Source organism: Duganella fentianensis, assembly GCF_964031615.1.
Taxonomy (GTDB): Bacteria; Pseudomonadota; Gammaproteobacteria; order Burkholderiales; family Burkholderiaceae_D; genus Rugamonas; species Rugamonas fentianensis_A.
In genome coordinates, this window is sequence record NZ_CAXIQN010000013.1 from 44,341 (window position 1) to 65,547 (window position 21,207).

General features: G+C 61.5%; 22 protein-coding genes. 10 read left to right on the forward strand and 12 right to left on the reverse strand.

Features of this window, described 5'->3' with window-relative positions:
* The first annotated feature begins 75 nt into the window (after window positions 1-75).
* The 3 genes from ABNT42_RS08245 to ABNT42_RS08255 all read left to right on the forward strand — a co-directional run bounded on the left by ABNT42_RS08245 (window position 76) and on the right by ABNT42_RS08255 (window position 3,985).
* Window positions 76-1,671, forward strand: a complete 1,596-nt coding sequence (locus tag ABNT42_RS08245; RefSeq protein WP_348696197.1) for a lipase family protein — start codon at window positions 76-78, stop codon at window positions 1,669-1,671.
* Window positions 1,672-1,855: 184 nt separating this feature from the next.
* Window positions 1,856-3,232, forward strand: coding sequence for an esterase (locus ABNT42_RS08250; RefSeq protein WP_348696198.1), 1,377 nt, complete (start codon window positions 1,856-1,858; stop codon window positions 3,230-3,232).
* A 72-nt stretch (window positions 3,233-3,304) separates the two neighbouring features.
* Window positions 3,305-3,985, forward strand: a complete 681-nt coding sequence (locus tag ABNT42_RS08255; protein WP_348696199.1) for an OmpW family outer membrane protein — start codon at window positions 3,305-3,307, stop codon at window positions 3,983-3,985.
* A 114-nt stretch (window positions 3,986-4,099) separates the two neighbouring features.
* Here the strand turns inward: ABNT42_RS08255 and ABNT42_RS08260 are convergent, their stop codons facing one another.
* Together ABNT42_RS08260 and ABNT42_RS08265 are read right to left on the reverse strand one after the other, a co-directional pair.
* Entirely contained in the window at window positions 4,100-5,284 is a 1,185-nt protein-coding gene (locus tag ABNT42_RS08260) for an acyl-CoA dehydrogenase (RefSeq protein WP_348696200.1), read from the reverse strand.
* An 89-nt stretch (window positions 5,285-5,373) separates the two neighbouring features.
* The gene (locus ABNT42_RS08265; protein ID WP_348696201.1) at window positions 5,374-5,877 is read right to left on the reverse strand and encodes a flavin reductase family protein; all 504 of its coding nucleotides are present in this window, start codon (window positions 5,875-5,877) and stop codon (window positions 5,374-5,376) included.
* A gap of 142 nt (window positions 5,878-6,019) precedes the next feature.
* Here ABNT42_RS08265 and ABNT42_RS08270 point away from each other — a divergent pair, with 142 nt between their 5' ends.
* From ABNT42_RS08270 to msrA, 3 genes are all read left to right on the forward strand, one after another.
* The gene (locus ABNT42_RS08270; RefSeq protein WP_348696202.1) at window positions 6,020-6,448 is read left to right on the forward strand and encodes a MerR family transcriptional regulator; all 429 of its coding nucleotides are present in this window, start codon (window positions 6,020-6,022) and stop codon (window positions 6,446-6,448) included.
* Window positions 6,384-6,815: a carboxymuconolactone decarboxylase family protein gene (locus ABNT42_RS08275; protein ID WP_348696203.1), complete on the forward strand. Its 432-nt coding sequence runs from the start codon at window positions 6,384-6,386 to the stop codon at window positions 6,813-6,815. The genes ABNT42_RS08270 and ABNT42_RS08275 overlap by 65 nt, the downstream gene beginning before the upstream one ends.
* A 112-nt stretch (window positions 6,816-6,927) precedes the next feature.
* Window positions 6,928-7,449, forward strand: coding sequence for a peptide-methionine (S)-S-oxide reductase MsrA (gene msrA, locus ABNT42_RS08280; protein ID WP_348696204.1), 522 nt, complete (start codon window positions 6,928-6,930; stop codon window positions 7,447-7,449).
* On the opposite strand, the gene ABNT42_RS08285 is transcribed toward msrA, so the two are convergent.
* On the reverse strand, window positions 7,442-8,620 hold the full coding sequence (locus tag ABNT42_RS08285) for a cyclopropane-fatty-acyl-phospholipid synthase family protein (protein WP_348696490.1): 1,179 nt from the start codon (window positions 8,618-8,620) through the stop codon (window positions 7,442-7,444). The two genes, msrA and ABNT42_RS08285, sit on opposite strands and share 8 nt — an antisense overlap.
* Window positions 8,621-8,771: 151 nt before the next feature.
* Complete coding sequence (gene pdxH, locus ABNT42_RS08290; RefSeq protein WP_348696205.1) at window positions 8,772-10,007, reverse strand: pyridoxamine 5'-phosphate oxidase; 1,236 nt, start codon at window positions 10,005-10,007, stop codon at window positions 8,772-8,774.
* A 73-nt stretch (window positions 10,008-10,080) separates the two neighbouring features.
* On the opposite strand from pdxH, the gene tcdA reads away from it, so the two are divergent.
* The 3 genes from tcdA (at window position 10,081) to cysK (ending at window position 12,561) form a co-directional block, all read left to right on the forward strand.
* Window positions 10,081-10,968, forward strand: coding sequence for a tRNA cyclic N6-threonylcarbamoyladenosine(37) synthase TcdA (gene tcdA, locus ABNT42_RS08295; protein ID WP_348696206.1), 888 nt, complete (start codon window positions 10,081-10,083; stop codon window positions 10,966-10,968).
* An 88-nt stretch (window positions 10,969-11,056) separates the two neighbouring features.
* Window positions 11,057-11,560, forward strand: a complete 504-nt coding sequence (locus tag ABNT42_RS08300; protein ID WP_348696207.1) for an FKBP-type peptidyl-prolyl cis-trans isomerase — start codon at window positions 11,057-11,059, stop codon at window positions 11,558-11,560.
* A 68-nt stretch (window positions 11,561-11,628) separates the two neighbouring features.
* On the forward strand, window positions 11,629-12,561 hold the full coding sequence (cysK, locus tag ABNT42_RS08305) for a cysteine synthase A (protein WP_348696208.1): 933 nt from the start codon (window positions 11,629-11,631) through the stop codon (window positions 12,559-12,561).
* On the opposite strand, the gene ABNT42_RS08310 is transcribed toward cysK, so the two are convergent.
* The 7 genes from ABNT42_RS08310 to ABNT42_RS08340 form a co-directional block, all read right to left on the reverse strand.
* Window positions 12,558-13,565: a cation diffusion facilitator family transporter gene (locus ABNT42_RS08310; RefSeq protein ID WP_348696209.1), complete on the reverse strand. Its 1,008-nt coding sequence runs from the start codon at window positions 13,563-13,565 to the stop codon at window positions 12,558-12,560. The genes cysK and ABNT42_RS08310 overlap by 4 nt on opposite strands.
* Window positions 13,562-13,888 carry a metalloregulator ArsR/SmtB family transcription factor gene (locus ABNT42_RS08315; RefSeq protein ID WP_348696210.1) on the reverse strand — a complete coding sequence of 109 codons (327 nt, stop codon included), beginning with the start codon at window positions 13,886-13,888 and terminating at the stop codon, window positions 13,562-13,564. The genes ABNT42_RS08310 and ABNT42_RS08315 overlap by 4 nt, the downstream gene beginning before the upstream one ends.
* A 67-nt stretch (window positions 13,889-13,955) precedes the next feature.
* Entirely contained in the window at window positions 13,956-14,363 is a 408-nt protein-coding gene (locus ABNT42_RS08320; RefSeq protein ID WP_348696211.1) for a hypothetical protein, read from the reverse strand.
* A gap of 21 nt (window positions 14,364-14,384) precedes the next feature.
* On the reverse strand, window positions 14,385-15,545 hold the full coding sequence (locus ABNT42_RS08325) for a hypothetical protein (protein ID WP_348696212.1): 1,161 nt from the start codon (window positions 15,543-15,545) through the stop codon (window positions 14,385-14,387).
* Window positions 15,546-15,793: 248 nt separating this feature from the next.
* The gene (locus ABNT42_RS08330; RefSeq protein ID WP_348696213.1) at window positions 15,794-16,417 is read right to left on the reverse strand and encodes a hypothetical protein; all 624 of its coding nucleotides are present in this window, start codon (window positions 16,415-16,417) and stop codon (window positions 15,794-15,796) included.
* Between the two features lie 6 nt (window positions 16,418-16,423).
* Window positions 16,424-17,152 carry a hypothetical protein gene (locus ABNT42_RS08335; RefSeq protein ID WP_155432780.1) on the reverse strand — a complete coding sequence of 243 codons (729 nt, stop codon included), beginning with the start codon at window positions 17,150-17,152 and terminating at the stop codon, window positions 16,424-16,426.
* A gap of 119 nt (window positions 17,153-17,271) precedes the next feature.
* Window positions 17,272-17,766 carry a CinA family protein gene (locus ABNT42_RS08340; protein WP_348696214.1) on the reverse strand — a complete coding sequence of 165 codons (495 nt, stop codon included), beginning with the start codon at window positions 17,764-17,766 and terminating at the stop codon, window positions 17,272-17,274.
* A 216-nt stretch (window positions 17,767-17,982) separates the two neighbouring features.
* Here ABNT42_RS08340 and ABNT42_RS08345 point away from each other — a divergent pair, with 216 nt between their 5' ends.
* On the forward strand, window positions 17,983-20,124 hold the full coding sequence (locus ABNT42_RS08345; protein WP_348696215.1) for an EAL domain-containing protein: 2,142 nt from the start codon (window positions 17,983-17,985) through the stop codon (window positions 20,122-20,124).
* On the opposite strand, the gene thiL is transcribed toward ABNT42_RS08345, so the two are convergent.
* Window positions 20,109-21,077: a thiamine-phosphate kinase gene (gene thiL / locus ABNT42_RS08350; protein WP_348696216.1), complete on the reverse strand. Its 969-nt coding sequence runs from the start codon at window positions 21,075-21,077 to the stop codon at window positions 20,109-20,111. The genes ABNT42_RS08345 and thiL overlap by 16 nt on opposite strands.
* Window positions 21,078-21,207 lie beyond the last annotated feature (130 nt).

Genomic DNA, 21,207 nt, shown 5'->3' on the forward strand with positions numbered 1-21,207 from the left:
GCCGGTCACCCAGTTTGCCCGGCCGTCTGACATTCTGGCGGGGGCGCGGCTCCCGCATCTTGCGAGGATTAGCCTATGGATACGCGCTGCACTTCTGCTTCTTTCTTTTCCCTGACGGCTCCCCCGTCGCGCACCCGCCACAGCGTAGTGCTGGCGCTGGCTGCCACGATTGCAGGCACGCTGACCGCGTGCGGTGGCGGTAGTCCTGCTAGCCAGACCGGCGGCCCCGTGGTGCCGCTGCCACCCGTGACACAGTTGCGCGGCCAGCCGGTCGGTGCGGCCAGTCTGGTACCGGCGGCCGTGGGCGGCTTTAGTGTCAACACCGTGCAACCGGCGCAGATGAAGGCGCTGGTGGAAGCCAGCGTTAGCTATGGCGCCGCCGTCACGGGCACGCCGACCTGCGCCGTCACCACTTATACGCTGCGCTACCACACGCTCGATGGCAAGGCAGCCGATACGCAGGCCAGCACCGCCATCATGGTGCCATCCGGCACGGATCCGGCCTGTCAGGGCGGTCGCCCCGTGCTGCTGTACGCGCACGGCACCTCGGTGCTGAAGAACAATGACATGGCCGATCTGAGTGCCACGGAAACCCGTACCGTGGCGGCCATGTTTGCCGCCCAGGGCTATATCGTGGTGGCGCCCAATTACGCCGGTTATGCCGGCTCCTCGCTGGACTACCATCCCTACCTCGATGCCAGCCAGCAGGCCAACGATATGATCGATGCGCTGCGTGCCGCCCGCAGCGTGTTTGCCAGCATCGGCGCCACCCCGTCCAGCCGCTTGATGGTGAGTGGTTACTCCCAAGGCGGCTTCGTGGCCATGGCCACCCAGCGTGCCATGCAGCGCGATTATGCGGGTGAATTCAATGTCACGGCGGCGGCTCCGCTGTCCGGCCCGTATGCCTTGCTGCAGTTCGGCGACACTATCTTCAACGGCGCCCCCAGCGTCGGTTCGACCGGCTTCATGCCCATGCTGATCACAGCAGGCCAGCGCGCCGGTGCCGGCCTGTACAGCAGCCTGACGGATCTCTACGAAGCGAAATATGCCAGCGGTATCGATACGCTGCTGCCGGGCAGCCTGAGTCTGGGCGCGCTGGTCACGGCGGGTAAGTTACCGAACGATGTGCTGTTCGATCTGGCCTCGTTGCCGCAGGCGGCTGGCTATAGCCGATTCTTCGGCACCGACCACTTGCTACAGACGGCCTACCGCAACAGCTATTTGAGCGACCTCAAAGCCCAGCCGTGTAACGCAAGCAATAATGCACCGCTGAACTGTGCACCGACTCATACCTTGCGTAAATGGCTGCTGAAAAACGATCTGCGCAACTACACGCCCACCGTGCCGCTGTTGCTGTGTGGCGGCAATCAGGACCCCGTGGTGCCGTTCGCGAATACGGACGCAGCGGTGGCGTATTTCCGTGCGCAGAATATGGGTACAGGGCTGTTGAGTGTGCTCGATCTGGATGACTCCTCGCTGCTGGCAGACTACCGCACCGTGCGCACGGAATTTGCGCTGGCCAAGCAGGTGCTGAAGCTGTCCGTAACGGAACAAGGCGGCACCAATGCACAGGCCAATCAGGTGGTGCTGGATAGTTATCACGCCGGGCTGGTAGCACCGTTCTGCCTGCGCGAAGCACGCAAATTCTTCGACGCTGCACCAGTACGGTGAATGGTGCTTAGCAGCATACGCTCGCTGTAAAAAAAGCAGCGAGCAAGCGTTCTTTTTTGGGTACAAACGCCGCGTTTTTACAGTGCATCTCTATACAATGGCCGCTAAGGCTGGCATATTAATCAGGTTGCGAATAGCACAACCGTTCGTATCACACCATAAAAGAATTTTTCTAGGAGACAACATGCGTCATACCAAATTAGCATTGGCGGCAGCAGCCCTGGCCATACTGGCAGGTTGCGGCGGCACCGACCCTACGCCCGGCGCGCAAGTTCTGAAGAAGCAGTACAGCGCACAAGTATCGTTCGGTGACAGCCTGTCCGACGTTGGCTCCTACGCCGTAGGCACCGTCGTTGCTCTGAAGGGCGGCAAATTCACCATCAATGGCGATAACACGGCCACCAATCCTGCTCTGACGGGTAAAAACTGGACCGAACTGATGGCCGCCCAGCTGGGCCTGCCAGCACCATGCCCGGCGGTGACGGGTCTGGACGGTGATGCCAGCAAAGGTTTCTCGGTACCGCAAGTGGCCCACGCTGGCTGCTACGGCTACGCCACGGGCGGTTCGCGCGTGACCAATCCTGTCGGCCCTGGCCACAAACTGACTGGTAGTGCGCTGGGCGCGCTGACCATCCCGGTCGCCACCCAGATTGCCAACCACCTCAAAATCGTCGGCGGCAAATTCAAAGGCGACGAAATGATCTTCGTCATGGCCGGTGGTAATGACGTGCTGTTCAACCTGTCGGCGCTGAGCGCTGCGGCTACGGCAGCCGGTACGGCGGCTGGCGGCACGGCTTACGTCACCAGTCTGGTGGGCCAGCTGGCTGCCGGTGCCACCAATCCGCAGGCAGCTGCTGCGGCCATCGGTCTGGCCGCCCAGACGGAAGCGGCACGCGCCGGTAGCACCCAGACTTCCATCACCCAGGTAGCGATCGGTACTGCTGCTGTGCAGCCGGGCAATTCCTCGGTGGCTTCGCCTGCCGTGTACGGCCCTATGGTGACGAAAGCGACGGCCGATGCCACCGCTGCCGGTGCGAAAGCCGGTGCCGACTACGCTGCGGCCCACAGCCCTGAGCTGGTAGCGGCCATGGCGCAAGCGGGTAACGAACTGGTGGCACTGGTGAAAAACCAGCTGATCGCCAACGGCGCCAACTACGTCACCGTGAACAACCTGCCTGACGTGGCCACCACCCCGGCCGGTCTGTCCAAAGATGCTTCCACCCGTGCGCTGATCAATGCCATGGTGGCGGCTTTCAATGGCGCGCTGAACACGGGTCTGGCAGCGGAATCGAAAGTGCTGATCGTTGACGTGTACGCCGTCAGCCATGATCAGGCGACCAATCCCGGCCCTTACGGCCTGACCGTGGTGAACGAAACCGCTTGCGACCTGAGCGCCGCCAAGAACCCGCTGGGTAGCGCGCTGGGCTGCAACGGTGGCAATCTGAAGGCTGGCGATGTGAGCCACTACTCGTTTGCCGATGACGTGCACCCGACCCCGTTCAACAACCTGCTGCTGGCCCGCTACACGGCCGAGAAAATGGTTGTCAAAGGCTGGCTGTAATTCAGTCGTCGCCGGCCGCTATCCGGGACAGATAGCGGCCCGACTTACATCACAAAAAATTCTGGAGACGATATGAAGAACACCTTGAAACTGCTGGCGCTGGCTGGCGCGATGTCGCTGGCGACGGCTGCCTCGGCACAACAGACTGCCGGTACCTGGCTGGGTACGCTGGGCATTAACAAGATCACCCCGAAAGTGGATTCGGGCGATGTCTCGGCACCGGCGCTGCCGGGCACCAAGGCCGACGTGGGCACGGACAGCAAGCCGCGCTTCGCGATTGCCTACATGCTGACGGATAACGTTTCGGCTGAAATCGATCTGGGTCTGCCTTACGAGCACGACCTGATCGGTGCCGGTGCGATCGAAGGCACGGGCAAGCTGGGCACCTCGCAAGTGCTGCCACCGACCGCGTTCATACAGTACCGCTTCCTGCCGGCCAACGCCGTCTTCCGTCCTTACGTGGGTCTCGGTCTGACCTACGCCATGTTCCAGAAGGAAACTGGTTCGGCCCAGATGACGGCGCTGCTGAACACGGGCGGTCCCGGCACCACCTTCAAGCTGAACGACAAGATGGCGCTGAGCTACCAGATCGGCGGCACGGTGCGCATCAACGACAAATGGTTCCTCGATGCCACCGTCATCAAGACCAAGCTGAAGACCAAAGTCACCTTCTCGACGGGCCAGACGCAAGATGTCCGCCTCGACCCGCTGGCAGTCAGCGTCAGCGTAGGCTACAACTTCAAAGGCTTCTAAATCGGGGTCAGATCTGTCATTCGGTCATCCGGCATGAACGTTTGACAGATCTCAAGCAGGCATAAAAAAAAAGCGGCGCTGAATTCAGCGCCGCTTTTTCCTTTTCAGCCCGTATTACTGGAAGGCTTGAATGCCGGTCTGGGCACGGCCCAGTATCAGCGCATGAATGTCGTGCGTACCTTCGTAGGTATTCACCACTTCCAGATTCACCATGTGACGGATGATGCCGAACTCGTCGGAAATGCCGTTGCCGCCCAGCATATCGCGCGCCATGCGTGCCACGTCCAGCGACTTGCCGCAGGAGTTACGCTTCATCATAGAAGTGATTTCCACGGCTGCCGTGCCCGCATCTTTCATGCGGCCCAGTTGCAAGCAGCCTTGCAGGCCCAGCGTGATTTCCGTCTGCATATCGGCCAGTTTCTTCTGGATCAGCTGGTTAGCGGCCAGTGGGCGGCCGAACTGGTGACGGTCCAGCACGTATTGACGGGCCGTGTGCCAGCAGCTTTCCGCCGCACCCAGTGCGCCCCAGGCGATGCCGTAGCGTGCCGAATTCAGGCAGGTGAACGGGCCTTTCAGACCACGCACATCAGGGAAGGCGTTTTCTTCTGGTACGAACACATTGTCCATCACGATTTCGCCCGTGATGGAAGCGCGCAGGCCGAACTTGCCGTGGATGGCAGGAGCGCTCAGGCCGTCCATGCCTTTTTCCAGCACGAAGCCGCGGATCGCGCCTTCATCGTCCTTGGCCCAGACCACGAACACGTCGGCCACTGGCGAGTTAGTGATCCACATCTTGGCGCCCGTCAGCGCATAACCACCGGGCACTTTGCGTGCACGCGTGACCATCGAACCGGGATCGGAACCGTGGTTAGGCTCGGTCAGGCCGAAGCAGCCTATCCACTCACCGGTGGCCAGCTTGGGCAGGTATTTCTGTTTCTGGGCTTCCGTACCGAACTCGTAGATCGGCACCATCACCAGCGACGACTGCACGCTCATCATCGAACGGTAACCGGAATCGACGCGCTCGACTTCGCGCGCGATCAGACCGTAGGCCACGTAGTTGAGGCCGGGACCGCCGTACTGTTCCGGAATGGTCGGGCCCAGCAGGCCCAGTTCACCCATTTCGCGGAAGATGGAGGTGTCCATCTGTTCGTGGCGGAATGCTTCGAGGATGCGCGGGGCCAGCTTGTCCTGACAGTAGGCCGCAGCGGCATCGCGCACCATGCGTTCTTCTTCGGTCAGTTGCTGGTCCAGCAGCAGGGGATCATCCCAGTGGAACTGGGCACGGGCTTGGCTCATGTGTGGTCTCTCATTATGGTGAATGCTGCAAGCATTCTATGCCGCCCATGACGCGGCGGCTTTCCAAATGGCGACACCAATTTCCGTTTTTAGCCCAGATTGCCGAACTGGCCACCGTGGAAGATCAGGGGCGGGCAGGGCGAGAATTCGCACAGTTCCACTTCACCCACGAAAATCACATGGTCGCCTTCCGGATAGCGGCTGCGGTTATGGCACTCGAACCAGGCCGAAGCGCCTTTGAGGATGGGGTGTCCCGTGCGCGACAGTTCGTACTCCACGCCTTCCCACGGATCGATGCCGCGGGTGGCAAAACGGGTGGCCAGATGAGCCTGATCGGCCGCCAGCACGTTGATCACATAGTGCGAATTGCCCGTAAAGATGGGCATGCTGTTGGCTTTATTGGCCAGACTCCACAGCACCAGCGGCGGTTCCAGCGAGACGGAATTGAAGGAACTGGCCGTGAGCCCGCGGAAAGTACCATCGGCCAGACGCGTGGTAATCACGGTCACGCCGGTGGCGAACTGACCCAGCGCCTGACGGAAATGGCGGGTGTCGAAACTGGGGGCAGGGGCACGTGGGGAAACTGTATTCATGGAAAACCTGTGTTTTTCCCACATTATGCCAAAAATTAAGGCAGTCCACCGGAGGCGGCGATTTTCCTGCTGATGAAAAATCCCGCTTGACTTAGAGTGCACTCTAAGTCGCAGTATTGCGTGGTCCCTGCATGGAGGTGGAATGAAGATAGGCGAACTGGCGCAGCGTAGTGGTCTCACGGCCCACACGCTGCGTTATTACGAGAAGATAGGTTTGCTGTCCTATGCGCAGCGCGACGCGGGCGGCCAGCGCCGCTATGACGATAGCGTGCTGGTGTGGCTGGCGTTTATCGGCCGGCTGAAAGCCTCCGGCATGCCCTTGCAGACCATGCTGGAGTATGCGGCCTTGCGTGAGGCGGGGCCGCAGACGGAGGCCCAGCGTTTGCAATTGTTGAGCGAGCACCGCCTGCAGGTACAGGCCCGGCTGGCACAACTGCAGGATTGCCTGCAGATGCTGGACCGGAAAATTCTTGGCTACACCCATACTCTGCAAAGGATGCCCCAGTATGACCACTCCCTGCCCACCCGCCAGCAACGACCGCTGGCTAAGAGGTCAGCAAAAACTCGCTGAAATCGACGGCGCCGCCGGCCAGAACGTGATCGATGCCCTAGCCGATATCGCGCCCGATTTCGCCAACTACCTGTTCGAATATCCGTTCGGCGACATTTATTCGCGTTCCGGGCTAGACCTGCGTGCACGCGAAATTGCCACTATCGCCGCGCTGACGGCCATGGGCAATGCGGCGCCGCAGCTGAAAGTGCATATCGAAGCGGGCCTGAATGTGGGCCTGCAGCGCGAGGAAATCGTCGAGATCCTGATGCAGATGTCGGTCTATGCAGGTTTCCCTGCGGCCCTCAACGGCCTGTTCGCGGCCAAGGAAGTGTTTGCCCGATATGCGCCGGCCCCGCCAGTTGCCACGGGCGGGGCGCCGGCCTAGCGGCCGCAGGCTGCGGCGTGATTTCTGCTATATTTCTCTGATCGTCGCTGGACTGTTCTGCGCACCGGCGTGTACAAGGAGAAAAGTCGTGGAAACTCATCTGCAAAGTGAAATGGAAACTGCCGTTCTGGGGGGCGGGTGCTTCTGGTGTCTGGAAGCGGTGTTCGAGCGTCTGCGTGGCGTGGCCGAGGTAGAGTCCGGTTACACGGGCGGGGCGCAGCCCAACCCCAGCTACGAGCAGGTCTGCACGGGCGAGACGGGCCATGCGGAAGTGGTCAGGGTGCGTTTCGATCCGGCCGTGATCAGCTACCGCGATTTGCTGGAAATCTTTTTCACCCTGCATGATCCGACCACGCTGAACCGGCAGGGCAACGATGTGGGCACCCAGTACCGTTCGGTGATCTATTACCAGTCGCCCGAGCAGGAAGCTACGGCGCGCGAAGTGATCGCCCAGATGGCGGGCGTCTGGGATGCGCCCATCGTGACGGAACTGTCGGCGCCGCAGCCGTATTTCCGCGCCGAGGAATACCACCAGCATTATTTCGAGCAGCACCCGCTGCAAAGCTATTGCGCTTTCGTGGTAGCGCCCAAGGTGGCCAAGCTGCGCAGCCTGTACGCGGCGCGGCTCAAGTAGGCGCCGCCGCCGTGTACATATAGCGGCGCGACCAGGGCAGGGTGCTGGCCGCCTGGCCGGCTTTGCGCGCCACGATCTGGTACAGGCTGATCCAGTCCTGTTCGAAGGCATAGCTGGCACCGGCCAGATATACCTGCCAGATGCGGTAGCGCTTTTCGCCGGCCAGCGTTTTCAGGCGGCTAGCCGCCGCTTCGTAGTTGTCACTCCACAGGGCGCAGGTGCGGGCGTAGTGGCGGCGCAGGTTTTCCACGTCGAACACTTCCAGCTGGCCTTGCTGCATGCATTTCAGCACATGGCCGATGTGCGCCAGTTCGCCTTGCGGAAACACATATTGCTCGATGAATTCGCCGCCCCCATACGGTGACTGGCCATTGGCCGGATCGCTGCTGGTGATGCCATGGTTCATGACGATGCCATCATCGGCCAGCAGGTGCGCCACCGCAGCAAAATAGTCGGGCAGATGGCGCACTCCCACATGCTCGAACATGCCGACACTGGTGATGCGGTCGAACTGGCCTTGCACGTCGCGGTAGTCCTGCAGGCGGATTTCCACCAGATGCTCCAGCCCCGCCGCACGCACGCGCTGGCGCGCCAGCGCATACTGCTGCTCCGATAGCGTCACACCCACGCAGCGGGCCTGAAAACGCTGGGCCGCGCGGATGACCAGCGCGCCCCAGCCGCAGCCGATATCGAGCAGGTGCTGGTGCGGCTGCAGGGCGATCTTGCGCAGGATGTGGTCGAGCTTCTGCAACTGGGCCGTGGCCAGATCTTCATGGCCTTGCTCGAAATAGGCGCAGGAATACACCAGTTCGGGATCGAGGAAGGTCGCATAGAACTCGTTGGAGACATCGTAGTGGTAGGCGATGGCGGCGGCATCGCCCTGCTTGCTATGGCGCCAGTTGCGCACCACCCGCGCATAGCGGCCTTCCACCCTGAGGGTATTGCGCGCCAGTGCCGTGACGATGGCTATCATGTCGCGCGCTGCGCCTTGCACTTCGATGCGGCCTTCCACATAGGCACGACCAAGGCTGGACAGCGAAGGACGCAGCAGATAGCTGGCCGCGCTCATGTTGGGCAAGCGGATGGTGACGCGCGGCGGCAGGGCGGAAAAATCGATGCGCTGGCCGTCCCACAGTTCCAGTCGCAGGGGCAGTGCCAGCTGCTGGCGCATGGCGCTACCCCACGCGCCGAGGCGGGCCGCCAGTCGCGCGCCCAGCCTGAAATGCAGCGCCGGATAGAGCGTCAGACGTTTCCCCATGCAGCACCTCCGAAAAAAAAAGACCACCGCGAACGATGGTCTTCTGTGGGGCGGGGCGCTGCGCTCAGGGCTGCAGACGTTCCCGGGTCCAGCTGCCATCGGCCTGTTTGCAGTACACAATGCGGTCGTGGAAGCGCGAACGGCGACCCTGCCAGAATTCGATACGCACCGGATCGAGGCGGTAACCGCCCCAGTGCTCGGGCCGCACGGGCTGGTCGCCGCTGGCTGCCGCCACGGCATCGTAATTCGCTTCCATCTGCGCGCGATTGGCGATCGGTTCGCTCTGCTTGGAGGCGATGGCGCCGATCTGGCTTTTCACGGGACGGCTGTAGAAATACTTGTCGCTTTCTTCGCGTGAAGTTTTCGTCACCGTACCTTCGATACGTACTTGCCGTTCCAGTTCGCTCCAGAAGAATAGCAGCGCGGCGTGCGGGGTGGCGCGCAATTGCTGGCCCTTCTGGCTGTCATAGTTGGTGTACCAGGTGAAGCCGCGCTGGTCGTACTGCTTGATCAGCACGATGCGCGAGCTGGGGCGGCCTTCCGTATCCACCGTGGCCAGACTCATGGCATTCGGCTCGTTGACCTTGGCGTGCATGGCTTCCTCGAACCATTTGCCGAACTGGGCGATCGGATCGTCCAGCACATCGTCTTCCGTCAGGCTGGCACGGCCATAGTCGAGACGGATGTCGGCCAGCACCACGCCATTGGCCACCGTGTTATTGACGGGCACTTGATGCTGCTCCGGCACCTGACTCTGCGGCAGAGCCGGCTTGATGCCGCGCCGTGCCTGCATGGCGCTGCCCAGCTGTTCCATCTGTTCGTGGCTGAACAGGCGTTTGGCCATGGGGGCGATATTGGTCTCTTCCACCGCCATGTGGCTGGTGTAGCGTTCGATGAATTGCTGGACGTCGGCATTGTCGAGCTCGGCCGACTGGCCTTGTGCGATCTGTTCCAGCTGGGCATTCAGTTCCTGCCATGCCAGATCCATCTGGGCGTGGTCGGCCAGAATGCCGGGGATGATCTGCTCCAGCAGCACGGCGTCGGCCTCGCGCGCCGTGGCCTGCAGCATGGGCATGAGGTTTTCTTCTTCATCTTCGTGGTGCAGTGCGGCGGCGTGATTGAAATACTTCTGCACGGCCTGCGCGGCCTTGCGCGCATCGGCGTCGGCGCCGTGCACGGGCAGGTGCTCCAGCAGTTTCTGCAGGGTTTCCAGCTGTTTGCGGATGCGGTCATGGCAGTGCTTGAGCACGGCGATAGGCTGGTTGAAATCGGGGGCGGTATCGAACAGATGGTGGCTCATGGCTTGCGGCTCGGACTAGGTGAGAAAATCATTCTAGAATATTTTTTATGGCGGCGTCCGTTAAAATGACGGGATGAACGCTGATAACCCTACCTCCTTTGAGGAAATAGATTTCGAACGCCGCTTCGGCGGCATCGCCCGTCTCTATGGCGCGGCGGCACTGCAACGCTTCCGCGAGGCGCATGTCTGCGTGGTCGGCACGGGCGGCGTGGGCTCGTGGGCAGTGGAAGCGCTGGCGCGCAGCGCGATCGGCCAGCTGACCTTAATTGATCTGGATAATGTTGCCGAATCTAACATCAATCGCCAGATTCAGGCGCTTAGCAGCACGGTCGGCAAGGCCAAAATTACTGCGCTGGCCGAGCGCATCGCCGAGATCAATCCTTTCTGCGTGGTCAACCAGATCGAGGACTTCGTTACGGTGGACAACGTGCCGGACATGCTGGGGCAGGGCCGCTATGATTACGTGATCGACGCAACTGACAGCGTCAAGGACAAGGCCGCCATGATTGCATGGTGCCGCCAGCAGCAGATCCCCATGGTGATCATCGGCAGTGCCGGTGGCAAGACCGACCCGACCGAAATCGCCATCCGCGATCTGGCCCGCACCGAGCAGGAACCGTTGCTGAAAATGGTGCGCAAGACCTTGCGCAACAAATATGGCTACCCGCGTGGCGAGAAGCATAAATTCCACGTCGATGCGGTGTTTTCCATGGAGCGCATCCGTATGCCGGAACAGGCCGAAGCCTGTGCCATCGACGACGCGGCCAGCGCCGGCGTGACGGGCCTGAACTGTGCCGGTTTCGGTTCTGCCATGGTGGTGACGGCCACCTTCGGCATGGTGGCGGCCAGCCACGCGCTACGCCATCTGGCGCAGCAGGCTCAGACAGATGAGGCGGTGGCTGGTGGTGCGGCACTGGCCGACGCTGCGGCCAGCGTGGCGACGGGCGCACTGTCCGCCTGAAAAGTGTGCTCAGGCTGGCAGTTTTGCTATCATGTGCGCGCTGGCAGGGACAGACCTGCTAACACTAGACCCAGAGAGAGACGATATCATGCAGCGTAGTTCCATTTTTGCCGCCGTGCTGTGTGCACTGGCTACCAGCTTCGCTCAGGCGCAAGCGCCTGGCGCACCCAATGCACCCGTTGCACCGGCCGAAGTTCCGCCGCCACCACCGCTGGTGGTGGGTTCGGCCACGCCCGGCCCTGCCGCCGAACAGCTGATCGTGACCGATACCAAAGTCGGCACGGGGCGCGAAGCCACTACTGGCAGCACCGTGTACATGCACTATTCGGGCTGGCTGTACCGCCCGCTGGCCAAGAATATGCACGGCAAGTTGTTCGATTCTTCCGTGGGCCGCGAGCCGCTGGAGTTCATGCTGGGCGCCGGCCGCGTGATCAAAGGCTGGGATCAGGGCATACAGGGCATGCGCGTGGGCGGCAAGCGCACGCTGATCATTCCATCCGAACTGGCCTATGGTTCACGCGCTGCGCCGGGCGGCAATATTCCGCCGAATTCGGCGCTGATCTTCGACGTCGAACTGATCGATGTGAAGTAAGCTGGACGCTACCGGAGCGGGGACAGTCAGTGTAGACTGGCTGACATCCCCTCACTCCGGAGTTGTCCATGAAAATTGCCAATAACGTTACCGAACTCATAGGCCGTACCCCGCTGGTACGCCTGAACCGCCTCAACGTCGGTAGCACCGCCCAGATTCTGGCCAAGCTGGAATTCTTCAACCCTGCCCACAGCGTCAAGGACCGTATCGGTCTGGCCATGATCGAGGCGGCCGAGGCGGCAGGGCTGATCCGTCCCGATACCATTATTCTCGAACCCACTAGCGGCAATACGGGTATTGCGCTGGCCATGGTGTGCGCTGCGCGCGGCTACCGCTGCACGCTGGTGATGCCGGAAACCATGAGCCGCGAACGCCGCATGCTGCTGCGCGCCTATGGTGCCGAACTGGTGCTGACGCCCGGTAGCGAAGGCATGCTGGGCGCGATTGCCAAGGCTGAACAGCTGGCGGCCGCCGACAGCCGTTATCTGATTCCCCAGCAGTTCAACAATCCCGCCAATCCGGAGGTGCACCGTCGCACCACGGCAGAAGAGATCTGGGCCGATACGGATGGTCGGGTGGATATTCTGGTGGCTGGCGTGGGTACGGGTGGCACCATTACCGGCGTGGGCGAAGTGCTCAAGCAGCGCAAGCCGGGCTTCCGCTGCGTGGCAGTGGAGCCTGCCGCATCGCCCATGCTGTCGCAGGGCACCAAAGGACCGCACCCGATACAGGGCATCGGTGCCGGTTTCGTGCCGGCCGTGCTGAATACGGGCGTGTACGATGAAGTGGTCACCGTGCGCAACGAAGATGCCTTCGAGACGGCGCAGCAGGCCGCCCGTCAGGAAGGTCTGCTGGTGGGCATCTCGGCCGGTGCCGCGCTGTGGACTGCGGTACAGGTGGCACGTCGTCCGGAAAATGCCGACAAGATCATCGTCACCATCATTCCATCCTTCGGCGAGCGCTATCTGAGCACGCCGCTGTACGCCGGTCTGGCCGACTAGACTACGTGTTTGGCCGTCTGCAGGCTGCAGGCCGGGGCATCAGCGCCCAGCCGCACCTGCAGCGTACTGTGATGGATAGCATACTCTTCGCGCAACTGGCGGCTGATCGTGTCCAGTGCCGCATCGCCGGGATGCCCTTGCGGTGTCACCAGTTGTACCGTCAGCGCCGTTTCCGTGGTGCTCATGGCCCAGATGTGCAGATCCTGCACCGCGCTCACGCCCGGCTGGGCGCGCAGGAAGTCGGCGATCTGCGCGCCGTCGATATGGTCGGGTACGGCCGCCATCACCATGCGTAGCGACTGCTTCAGCAGCGCCCATGTGCTGTACACGATGAAGCCCACGATCAGCATACTGACCACCGGGTCTAGCCAGTTCCAGCCCGTGTACATGACCACCACACCAGCGATCAGCACGCCCAGCGAGATGGCGGCATCGGCCGCCATGTGCAGATAGGCACCGCGGATGTTCACGTCATCCTTGCTGCCAGACATAAACAGCCAGGCCGAGAAGCCGTTGATCAGGATGCCCACACCGGCTACCAGCGAGACCGTCAGACCGCCGACCGGATCAGGGTGGATCAGTTGCTGCACGGCTTCCCATGCAATCCCGCCACAGGCGGCCATCAGCAGCATGGCATTGAACAGCGCGGCCAGCATGGAACTGCTGCGCAGGCCGTAGGTGTAGCGTCCGTTCGGCAGGCGCTTGGCGAGGATGGCGGCGCCCCATGCCAGCATCAGGCCCAGTACGTCGGACAGGTTGTGGCCGGCATCGGCCATCAGCGCGGTGGAGTTGGCGAGAAAACCGTAGCCGAATTCGATGGCGACAAATACCGAGTTCAGCAGAATAGCGATAGCGAATGCCCGCCCCATGGTGTTGGGATCGCCGTGATGGTGGTGATGACCGTGCCCGTGGTCATGGCTGCAGCCCTTGCTGCCATGCTGGTGGGCGTGTGCATGTTCGTGCTCGTGGTCATGATCATGAGAGTGGTCGTGGTGGTGGCTCATGCCTCGCTCCCGTTCGCCGGTTCGGCGATGTGTTCCAGCATATCGTTGAGTACACCGCTGATGTGGGCATCGGCGGCGGAATAGAACACCTGCTTGCCCTGCCGTTCGGATTTGACGATGCGGGCCGCGCGCAGCAGGCGCAGGTGGTGGCTGACCAGCGAGCTGCTCAGTTCGAGCGTGCTGGCGATGCCGCTGACGGCAATCGGCGCGTCCAGACAGGCCAGCACGATGCGCAGGCGAGTGGGATCACCGAGCAGATGGAACAGGTCGGCCAGTTGGGCGATGGCAGGATCGCAGACCGTAACGTCGTGGTGGCAGCTCATAATACCAACAAATGAATAGATGTTCACATGTTAGCAGAAAAAATGCAGCCGCGCGGGCTGCATCGTTTTACGGCAAGGTCAGTAGCACTTTGACCGTCTCATCCACCGAGGCTTTGTTGATATAGCCAATCGCGCTAGGGTCGGACGCCACAGCCTTCTTCACCGCCGCATCGCTAGGATAGGCCTTGGGGGCGGTGCCCTTGCCGGCAAACTCGATTTTGGCCCAGGCCGCCTCGACTTGTGTCACCGATTTATTCGACAGCTTCTGGTAGAACTCCTTGCGGATGGGGGAGTCTTTACCCTGTTCGATGGGGGTGAACTGGTTGGATTGGCCGAGGAAGAACTGGGCCGCCTGTTCCGAGAACATACGCGAGGCCTGATTAGCTGTGCTGGTGATGACGACGATTTCGGCACGGGCCGGCAGCGCAAGCGTAACGGCACCACACAGGGCCAGCAGGGTGTACAGCTTTTTCATGTTGAGCTCCTATGCATGGAATCAGAACAACTGGTCGTAGGACAGGCGCATGACGGTGACATCGCCACCGAAGTTGCGGGTCACATCCTTGTTGCGGTCGATCTGGCCCTTGATGGCACTGCGGATGCCGAGGTCATAGCGCAAGGTGAGCGACCAGCGCTTATAGCTCTGCGGTGCATACATCAGGCTGTTGCTGGTCTTTTCCTTGTAGCTGGCATAGTTGAGGAACGGCGTCCAGTCGCCGTAGTGGTAGCCGGCACCGAAGGTGTAGGCTGGTGCCGTGATCTTGTAGCCGCTGTCGAAATCGCGCGTCAGCTGGGTCACTTCGGTCAGCACGAACCACGCGTCCAGATCCAGATTGTTGGCCAGACCATAGGCACGCAGCTTGGCTTTATCATCCAGCCCCTGCAGCGCATTGGTGGTACGTACATCGGTCTGCATATAGACAGCGCGCGCGGTCAGCGCACCCTGGCTGATTTCCAGATCGGCACCGACCAGATTATTCCATTCCACCCGGGTTTTGCTGCTGTAGAACAGGCGGTCGTACAGAGCATCCTTGACAGTTTCCTTGCCGCCGAACAGACCTACGGCCACATTGGTGTCGCCCACCATCGTGCGGTAGCGTACGCTGGCACCGTTGTAGTTGGTGGCTTCCCAGCCATACAGTTCTGGTGGTACACCTACCCAAGGATAGGACATGCCGATGTCCTGGAAGTCGGAATAGAAATACAGCGGGATGCGCTTGCGGCCCAGCTGGATTTCCCAATTTTTGGAGGGCGCATAGCTGGCATAGGCCCACTGCAGATTCGGGCTGGTGTCGCTGCCGCGCACCACCACCTGTCCCACCAGATTGAACTGTGGCGAGATGACATATTTGAGCTGGACGCCGGCGCGCGATTCCGGCCGCAGCGACAGGCTGTCCGTGTACACGCCGGCATTACCCCAGTCTGCCGTGTAGCACGGGCAAGCATGGCCATCGATGCTGGCCGGGCCGTTATAGTCGGCGGGCAGGCTGGTGCCGGCAGTGCGGCCCGCGACCAGCGACAGGAAGCCGCTGATCTTCAGATTCGATTCGCTGTCGTCGGCCTGCGCCAATGGCGCGGCCAGCAGACCCATGCTGCTGCCCAGTACGGCCAGCAGGCTGGTGATGGAACGAGGGTGGCAGGATGCTTTTTTTATCATATTAATCTCCCTGTATCGGTTGAAGAACCGGCTCCACACGCAGATCGTTCACGTTCAGCCGTTCTGTCTACAACATAGGCCAGTTTTCCTACGGCAGACTTACTTCTTGCAATTCAAGGGGATGATTCGTTGTCCTGATGCAACAGATCGATGGCAGGCCAGCGTGTCGCTGCGGGCGGGAGGGGCGGGAGCAATTTGATGTTGCTGCTGCCACGCGGGGAGCGTTGGGCAGCAGCAGCGCAGCAGGCTTACTTGGGCAGTTCGGCCAGCAGCTGGGCGCGGGTCTTGGGATCGAGCTTGAGGATGGCTTTGTCCAGCTTGTCGGCGCGTTCCAGTGCCAGCAGCTGGGCTGGCGTGAGTTCCTTGGCCTGCTGCACGATGGGGGCGGGCGGTGCCACCGGTTTGAAGAATAGCGCCTGTCCGGCCAGTACCAGCAGCGCACTCAGCGTGGCTACACCGGCCGCTGCCAGCAACAGTCGTTTTTCCCGTCCATCAAAGCTGGCGCTGGTGGGCGCGACGGCATTCGATGGACTGGCTGGCGCCGGCGCGTGGCTGGCCGGTTGGCCGGACGCTGGCTGAGTAGCTGAATGGGGCGCCGCCTGCGCTGCTGCGTCATGTTCCAGCGCTTCGTTGGTGGCATCGAGCACGGCGCCTTTGCGCCGCGCGGTGGGCGATTCGGCGGCCAGTCCGCCAGCCGCACGGGCATGCCGTACTAGCTCGCGCGAGGTGCTATCCATCAGCGCCACATGGCGCTGCACGGCATCTTCCAGTACGGCTTCGTTGAGGGCCACCAGCGCAAAAACAGGATCATCGATATCGATCTTGACGCCCGTCTTTTCGAACACCAGAGTACGCAGCTTGTGCTGATCCATGGTGGCTTACCACTCCACTTTATCGAGTTGTTCGAACAGGTCGCGGAACACCACTTTGATGCGCTGCTTTTCCATCAGGTTGAACTTGTCGCTTTCCTTGACTTCGGCCGCGGTCAGGCGCGCCGTATTCATTTTCTTGATGTCGGCGCCGAAGGTGTCGGCATTGCGCGCCGACAGCACCACGCGGCCTTTGACGCGGGAGGAATTGTCGGCATAGGTCTGCGATTCGGTGAACTGCTTGCCGGCTGCCGATTGCAGCAGACCGAAGTGTTCGTTTTCCCACAGCACCAGCGGCACCTTGGTCGATTTGGCGGTGGAGACAAAACCCATGGCCGTGTCGTGCAGGGTATCGCCGCCGCCGACGATGGTATGGATATAAACTTTGCGGCCGGACTCTTCCAGCAGCGAGAAACAATCGTTTTCGATCAGATAGCCCATCAGGGGCGAGAAGGTGTTGGCGCCGTTATCGATCACGCAGTTGCCTTCTTCTTCGAGGATGTCGATCATCAGCGCATCGAAGCGTTTCGGGTCGATGGTGCGGCTATCCGTCATCACCGGCACATGCTTGACGTTCATGGCCTTGTAGCGCGAGAAGGTGGCGTTTTCCTGGTCCGTGTCATAGCAGCGTAAAGGCGTTTCATCTTTGCTGGCAACCCACTGCGCGAGGATGGTGGAGACCAGCGTCTTGCCGATACCGCCTTTGCCCTGAAGGATGAAATGTACCGTGTTTTGCATCGAAATTACTCCTGATTCATTGGAAACCCGCGCACCGACGCGCCCGAATGCAACGAGAGTAGTGGTTTTGGCGCGTGCTGGCAACCGCCAGTACGCGCCTGATGCGTTTAGTTTGTCGTTTAGGCAATGAAGCGTAGCAAACCCTGTAGCGCGTGGATCACGGTCTGGGTGCGCACCGACTGACGGTCGCCCGTAAATACCAGTCGTTCCGTGTGTACCTGATCGCCTTTGGCCCAGCCGAAGCAGATGGTGCCGACCGGTTTGCCCGGTACGGCGCCGGTAGGGCCGGCAATGCCGGTGGTGGACAGCGCCACGTGGGCATTGCTGTTGCCCAGTGCGCCCGTGGCCATGGCGGCCGCCACTTCTTCCGACACGCTGCCCAGTTGGGCAATCAGGGCGGCCGAGACATCCAGCATTTCCGTTTTCGACGCGTTCGAGTAGGTGATGAAACCGCAGTCGAACCAGCCGGTGGAGCCGGCGATTTCCGTGATGGCCTGGGCGACTCCGCCGCCGGTACACGATTCTGCCGTGGCCAGTAGCAGGCCGCGGGCCTGCAAGGCCTGACCTACCTGAGTAGCGAGGTCGAGGATAAGTTCGCAATTATTCGAGTGCATGGCTGTCTCCTTCGTGATCGACAACCCACTGTAACATGGCCTTCGTACGCCTTGCCAGCGAGGCCGTTCCGCTTTGCCTGAATCGCAACATTTATTTTCAACAGAAGCGACTGGCGTGCGCCACAGATTGATCAAGGTGATAATATTGCCAATTAAATTCGAGTGCCAATTTCGTTACGACGCAGCGGTAAACCGGTACGCCCCATTGGAGGTGCCATGATCAGCCAGAACGACATCTATCACGCCCGGATTCTGATCGTCGACGATCAGCCGGTGAACGTGGAACTGCTGCAGTATCTGTTGCAGTCCAGTGGCTATCAGGCCGTCAGTGCCACCACCGATCCCCGTGTGGTGGCGGGCTGGCACGCCGCCCAGCGCTACGACCTGATCATTCTCGACCTGCAGATGCCGGACATGAGCGGCTTCGATGTGATGGCGGCCCTGAAGCCGCTGGAAGCGGACGCATGGCTGCCCGTGCTGGTGGTAACGGCCCAGCCCGACCACAAGATCCGTGCGCTGGAAATGGGCGCGCGCGATTTCCTCAGCAAACCCTTCGATCCGCTGGAAGTACTGACCCGCATCCGCAACCTGCTGGAAGTGCGCCTGTTGCACCGCGAAGTAAAGCGCTATAACGCGGGACTGGAGCAGACCGTGCGCGAACGTACGGCCGAACTGCAGCGCTTCCGCAGCGCCATGGATGCCACGGCCGACGCCATCTTCCTGCTCGATGCGGCCAGTGCCGAACTGGTGGATGTGAACCAAGGTGCTTGTCGCATGCTGGCCTACCGCAGCGACGAACTGCTGGGCCAGTCGGCCAGCCGGCTGGGGCTGGGTTCGCCCGTGGCACTGCGCGCGCTGACGGGGCAGTTGGCTATTGAAGGGGCGCCGCCCATGCTACAGGAACTGGAGCTGATGCGTAGTGACCTGGTGGCTGTGCCGGTCGAGCTGAACTGGCAGTTGATGCAGCGGCCCGACCAGCCTGACGTTCTACTGGGCGTGGCGCGCGATATCAGCGAACGCCGGCTGGCAGCGGAACAGCTGGAACACATGGCCCATTACGACAGCCTGACGGGGCTGCCCAACCGCACGCTGTTCTTCCGCACGCTGGAAAACGCCGTGGCGCTGGCGCCCGAACAGGACCAGTGCATCGTGGTGATGTTCATCGCGCTGGATCGTTTCAAGAGCGTCAACGATACGCTGGGTTCGCTGCATGGCGATGAGCTGCTGCGCCAGTTTGCCAACCGTTTGATGCAGTGCGTGCGCCTGCGCGACACGGTAGGGCGCATGGGCGGTGATGAATTTGCCCTGATCCTCGGTGCACCGCGCGAGCAGCTCGATCCCGTGCAGACAGTGCACGATGTGCGTGCTGCCTTGCGCCGTCCGTTCGAACTCGATGGTCACCGCGCCGAACTGAGTGCCAGCATCGGTATCGCCATGTATCCCGACGATGCCAGCGAGGCACAGGCGCTGGTGCAGTATGCCGACATTGCCATGGAGCGGGCGCGCCAGTCCGGCCGCGATGGTTTCCGCTTCTACACGGCCGGCATGAATGCGCAGGTGGCAGCCCGGCTGGATCTGGAACTGGCGCTGCGCCGGGCACTGGAACAGGAACAGCTGCTGCTGTACTACCAGCCCAAGGTGCAGCTCGATACGGGCGAACTGGCCGGTGCGGAAGCGCTGCTGCGCTGGCAGCGGCCCGATTACGGGCTGGTCTATCCGGCCGAATTTGTCTCCGTGCTGGAAGACACGGGCCTGATCGTGCGGGTGGGCGCGTGGATCATCGATGCGGCCTGCCGCCAGATCGGCCTGTGGCTGCGCAATGGCGTGGGCCCTGTACGGGTGGCGGTGAATGTGGCCAGCCGCCAGTTTGTCGAATGCGATCTGGCGCAGATCGTGCAATCCGCCCTGCAGCGGCACGGTGTGCCGCCCGAACTGCTGGAACTGGAACTGACGGAAACGGCGCTGATGTCGAATTCCGAGCGCACCATCGGCGTGCTGGCCCAGCTCAAAGCCTTGGGCATGAAAGTGGCGATCGACGATTTCGGTACGGGCTATTCTTCGCTGGCTTATCTGCAGCGTTTCCCTATCGATAAACTGAAAATCGATATCGCTTTCGTGCGCGATATCACCACCAATCCCAATGATGCCGCCATCGCCCGCGCCATCATCAATATGGCGCACAGCCTCAAGCTGCGGGTGATTGCGGAAGGGGTGGAAACGGATGATCAGCTCGACTATCTGCGTCACAGCGATTGCGACGAGATTCAGGGCTTTCTGTTCAGTCAGCCCTTAACGGCGGCCGATATGGCCACGCTGGTCGGTTCCGGGCGTGGCCTCGCTGCTTACGACGTGAAGTGATCGAAGCCTTGTAATTGCAAGGACAGGGCGGCGCCGCTGGCATCGGTCAGGCGCAGGCCGCTGGCGGCATCGATGCTGCCCACATGGGTCACGGGCGTGGCCACGCTGGCTGCAGCGGCCAGTATGGCGCCACGGGCGCTGACGGGGGCCGTAAAGCACAGCTCGTAATCATCGCCACCGGCCGCCGTGTAGGCGCGCCGCAAGGCCGTGTCGCGCGTGGCGAGGATGGCACCAGCTGGCAGGGCATCCACATTCAGGGTGGCGCCCACGCCCGACTGTTTGAGTATATGTCCGAGATCGCCAACGAGACCATCGGAAATATCGATGGCGGCGTGAGCGATCCCCTGCTGAGCCAGCAGCATGCCCAGTTCTACCCGTGGTACGGGCAGGTGCATGCGTACGGCCGCGGCCTGCAGGCTGGCCTCGTCCAGTACCACTTCCTTGCGGTAGCCAGCCAGTGCCAGACGGGCATCGCCTAAGGTGCCGGAAATCCAGATATCGTCGCCGGCTTTTGCCGCGCTGCGGCGCAGTGCCTGCCCCGGTGCTACTTCACCGAATACCGTGATGCAGATATTGAGTGGGCCTTTGGTGGTGTCGCCGCCTATCAGTTCGATGTTGAAGGCATCGGCCAGCGCGAACAGACCGCGCGAAAAACCATCCAGCCAGTCACGTTCGGCGGCCGGCAGCGCCAGTGCCAGCGTGAAGCCGACGGGGCGTGCGCCCATGGCCGCCAGGTCGGACAGATTCACGGCCAGACTCTTGTGGCCCAGCCGGTAAGGATCTTCGCCGGCGAAGAAGTGGCGGCCTTCCACCAGCATGTCCGACGAAATTGCCGTCTGCATGGCGGTGGTGGGGGTGAGCAGGGCGCAATCATCACCGATGCCGAGGGTGGCGCGCTGGGGATGACGGGGGCGCTGGAAGTATTGCTGGATGAGGTCGAATTCGGAAAGCATGGCGTATTGTACGCCCGCGCTGGCTGCCGTTTGCACTAGGTAGCGCTAACCTGTTATAGGCATTGGAAATTTCTATTAAATTTCATCGATCGATATGAAATTATGATCATTGCTGAAAAGTGCACATGTT

Coding starts and splice junctions, on each gene's coding strand:
- ABNT42_RS08285 (WP_348696490.1), bottom strand. CDS start 8,620: ATGCGCCAGCAGCTGGCACTGCCCCTGCGACTGGAACTGTGGGACGGC.
- ABNT42_RS08310 (WP_348696209.1), bottom strand. CDS start 13,565: ATGAGCCACCACCACGACCACTCTCATGATCATGACCACGAGCACGAA.
- ABNT42_RS08255 (WP_348696199.1), top strand. CDS start 3,305: ATGAAGAACACCTTGAAACTGCTGGCGCTGGCTGGCGCGATGTCGCTG.
- ABNT42_RS08300 (WP_348696207.1), top strand. CDS start 11,057: ATGCAGCGTAGTTCCATTTTTGCCGCCGTGCTGTGTGCACTGGCTACC.
- ABNT42_RS08340 (WP_348696214.1), bottom strand. CDS start 17,766: ATGCACTCGAATAATTGCGAACTTATCCTCGACCTCGCTACTCAGGTA.
- cysK (WP_348696208.1), top strand. CDS start 11,629: ATGAAAATTGCCAATAACGTTACCGAACTCATAGGCCGTACCCCGCTG.
- ABNT42_RS08260 (WP_348696200.1), bottom strand. CDS start 5,284: ATGAGCCAAGCCCGTGCCCAGTTCCACTGGGATGATCCCCTGCTGCTG.
- ABNT42_RS08245 (WP_348696197.1), top strand. CDS start 76: ATGGATACGCGCTGCACTTCTGCTTCTTTCTTTTCCCTGACGGCTCCC.
- ABNT42_RS08250 (WP_348696198.1), top strand. CDS start 1,856: ATGCGTCATACCAAATTAGCATTGGCGGCAGCAGCCCTGGCCATACTG.
- ABNT42_RS08320 (WP_348696211.1), bottom strand. CDS start 14,363: ATGAAAAAGCTGTACACCCTGCTGGCCCTGTGTGGTGCCGTTACGCTT.
- thiL (WP_348696216.1), bottom strand. CDS start 21,077: ATGCTTTCCGAATTCGACCTCATCCAGCAATACTTCCAGCGCCCCCGT.
- ABNT42_RS08325 (WP_348696212.1), bottom strand. CDS start 15,545: ATGATAAAAAAAGCATCCTGCCACCCTCGTTCCATCACCAGCCTGCTG.
- ABNT42_RS08270 (WP_348696202.1), top strand. CDS start 6,020: ATGAAGATAGGCGAACTGGCGCAGCGTAGTGGTCTCACGGCCCACACG.
- ABNT42_RS08330 (WP_348696213.1), bottom strand. CDS start 16,417: ATGGATCAGCACAAGCTGCGTACTCTGGTGTTCGAAAAGACGGGCGTC.
- tcdA (WP_348696206.1), top strand. CDS start 10,081: ATGAACGCTGATAACCCTACCTCCTTTGAGGAAATAGATTTCGAACGC.
- ABNT42_RS08345 (WP_348696215.1), top strand. CDS start 17,983: ATGATCAGCCAGAACGACATCTATCACGCCCGGATTCTGATCGTCGAC.
- ABNT42_RS08275 (WP_348696203.1), top strand. CDS start 6,384: ATGACCACTCCCTGCCCACCCGCCAGCAACGACCGCTGGCTAAGAGGT.
- msrA (WP_348696204.1), top strand. CDS start 6,928: ATGGAAACTGCCGTTCTGGGGGGCGGGTGCTTCTGGTGTCTGGAAGCG.
- ABNT42_RS08335 (WP_155432780.1), bottom strand. CDS start 17,152: ATGCAAAACACGGTACATTTCATCCTTCAGGGCAAAGGCGGTATCGGC.
- ABNT42_RS08265 (WP_348696201.1), bottom strand. CDS start 5,877: ATGAATACAGTTTCCCCACGTGCCCCTGCCCCCAGTTTCGACACCCGC.
- ABNT42_RS08315 (WP_348696210.1), bottom strand. CDS start 13,888: ATGAGCTGCCACCACGACGTTACGGTCTGCGATCCTGCCATCGCCCAA.
- pdxH (WP_348696205.1), bottom strand. CDS start 10,007: ATGAGCCACCATCTGTTCGATACCGCCCCCGATTTCAACCAGCCTATC.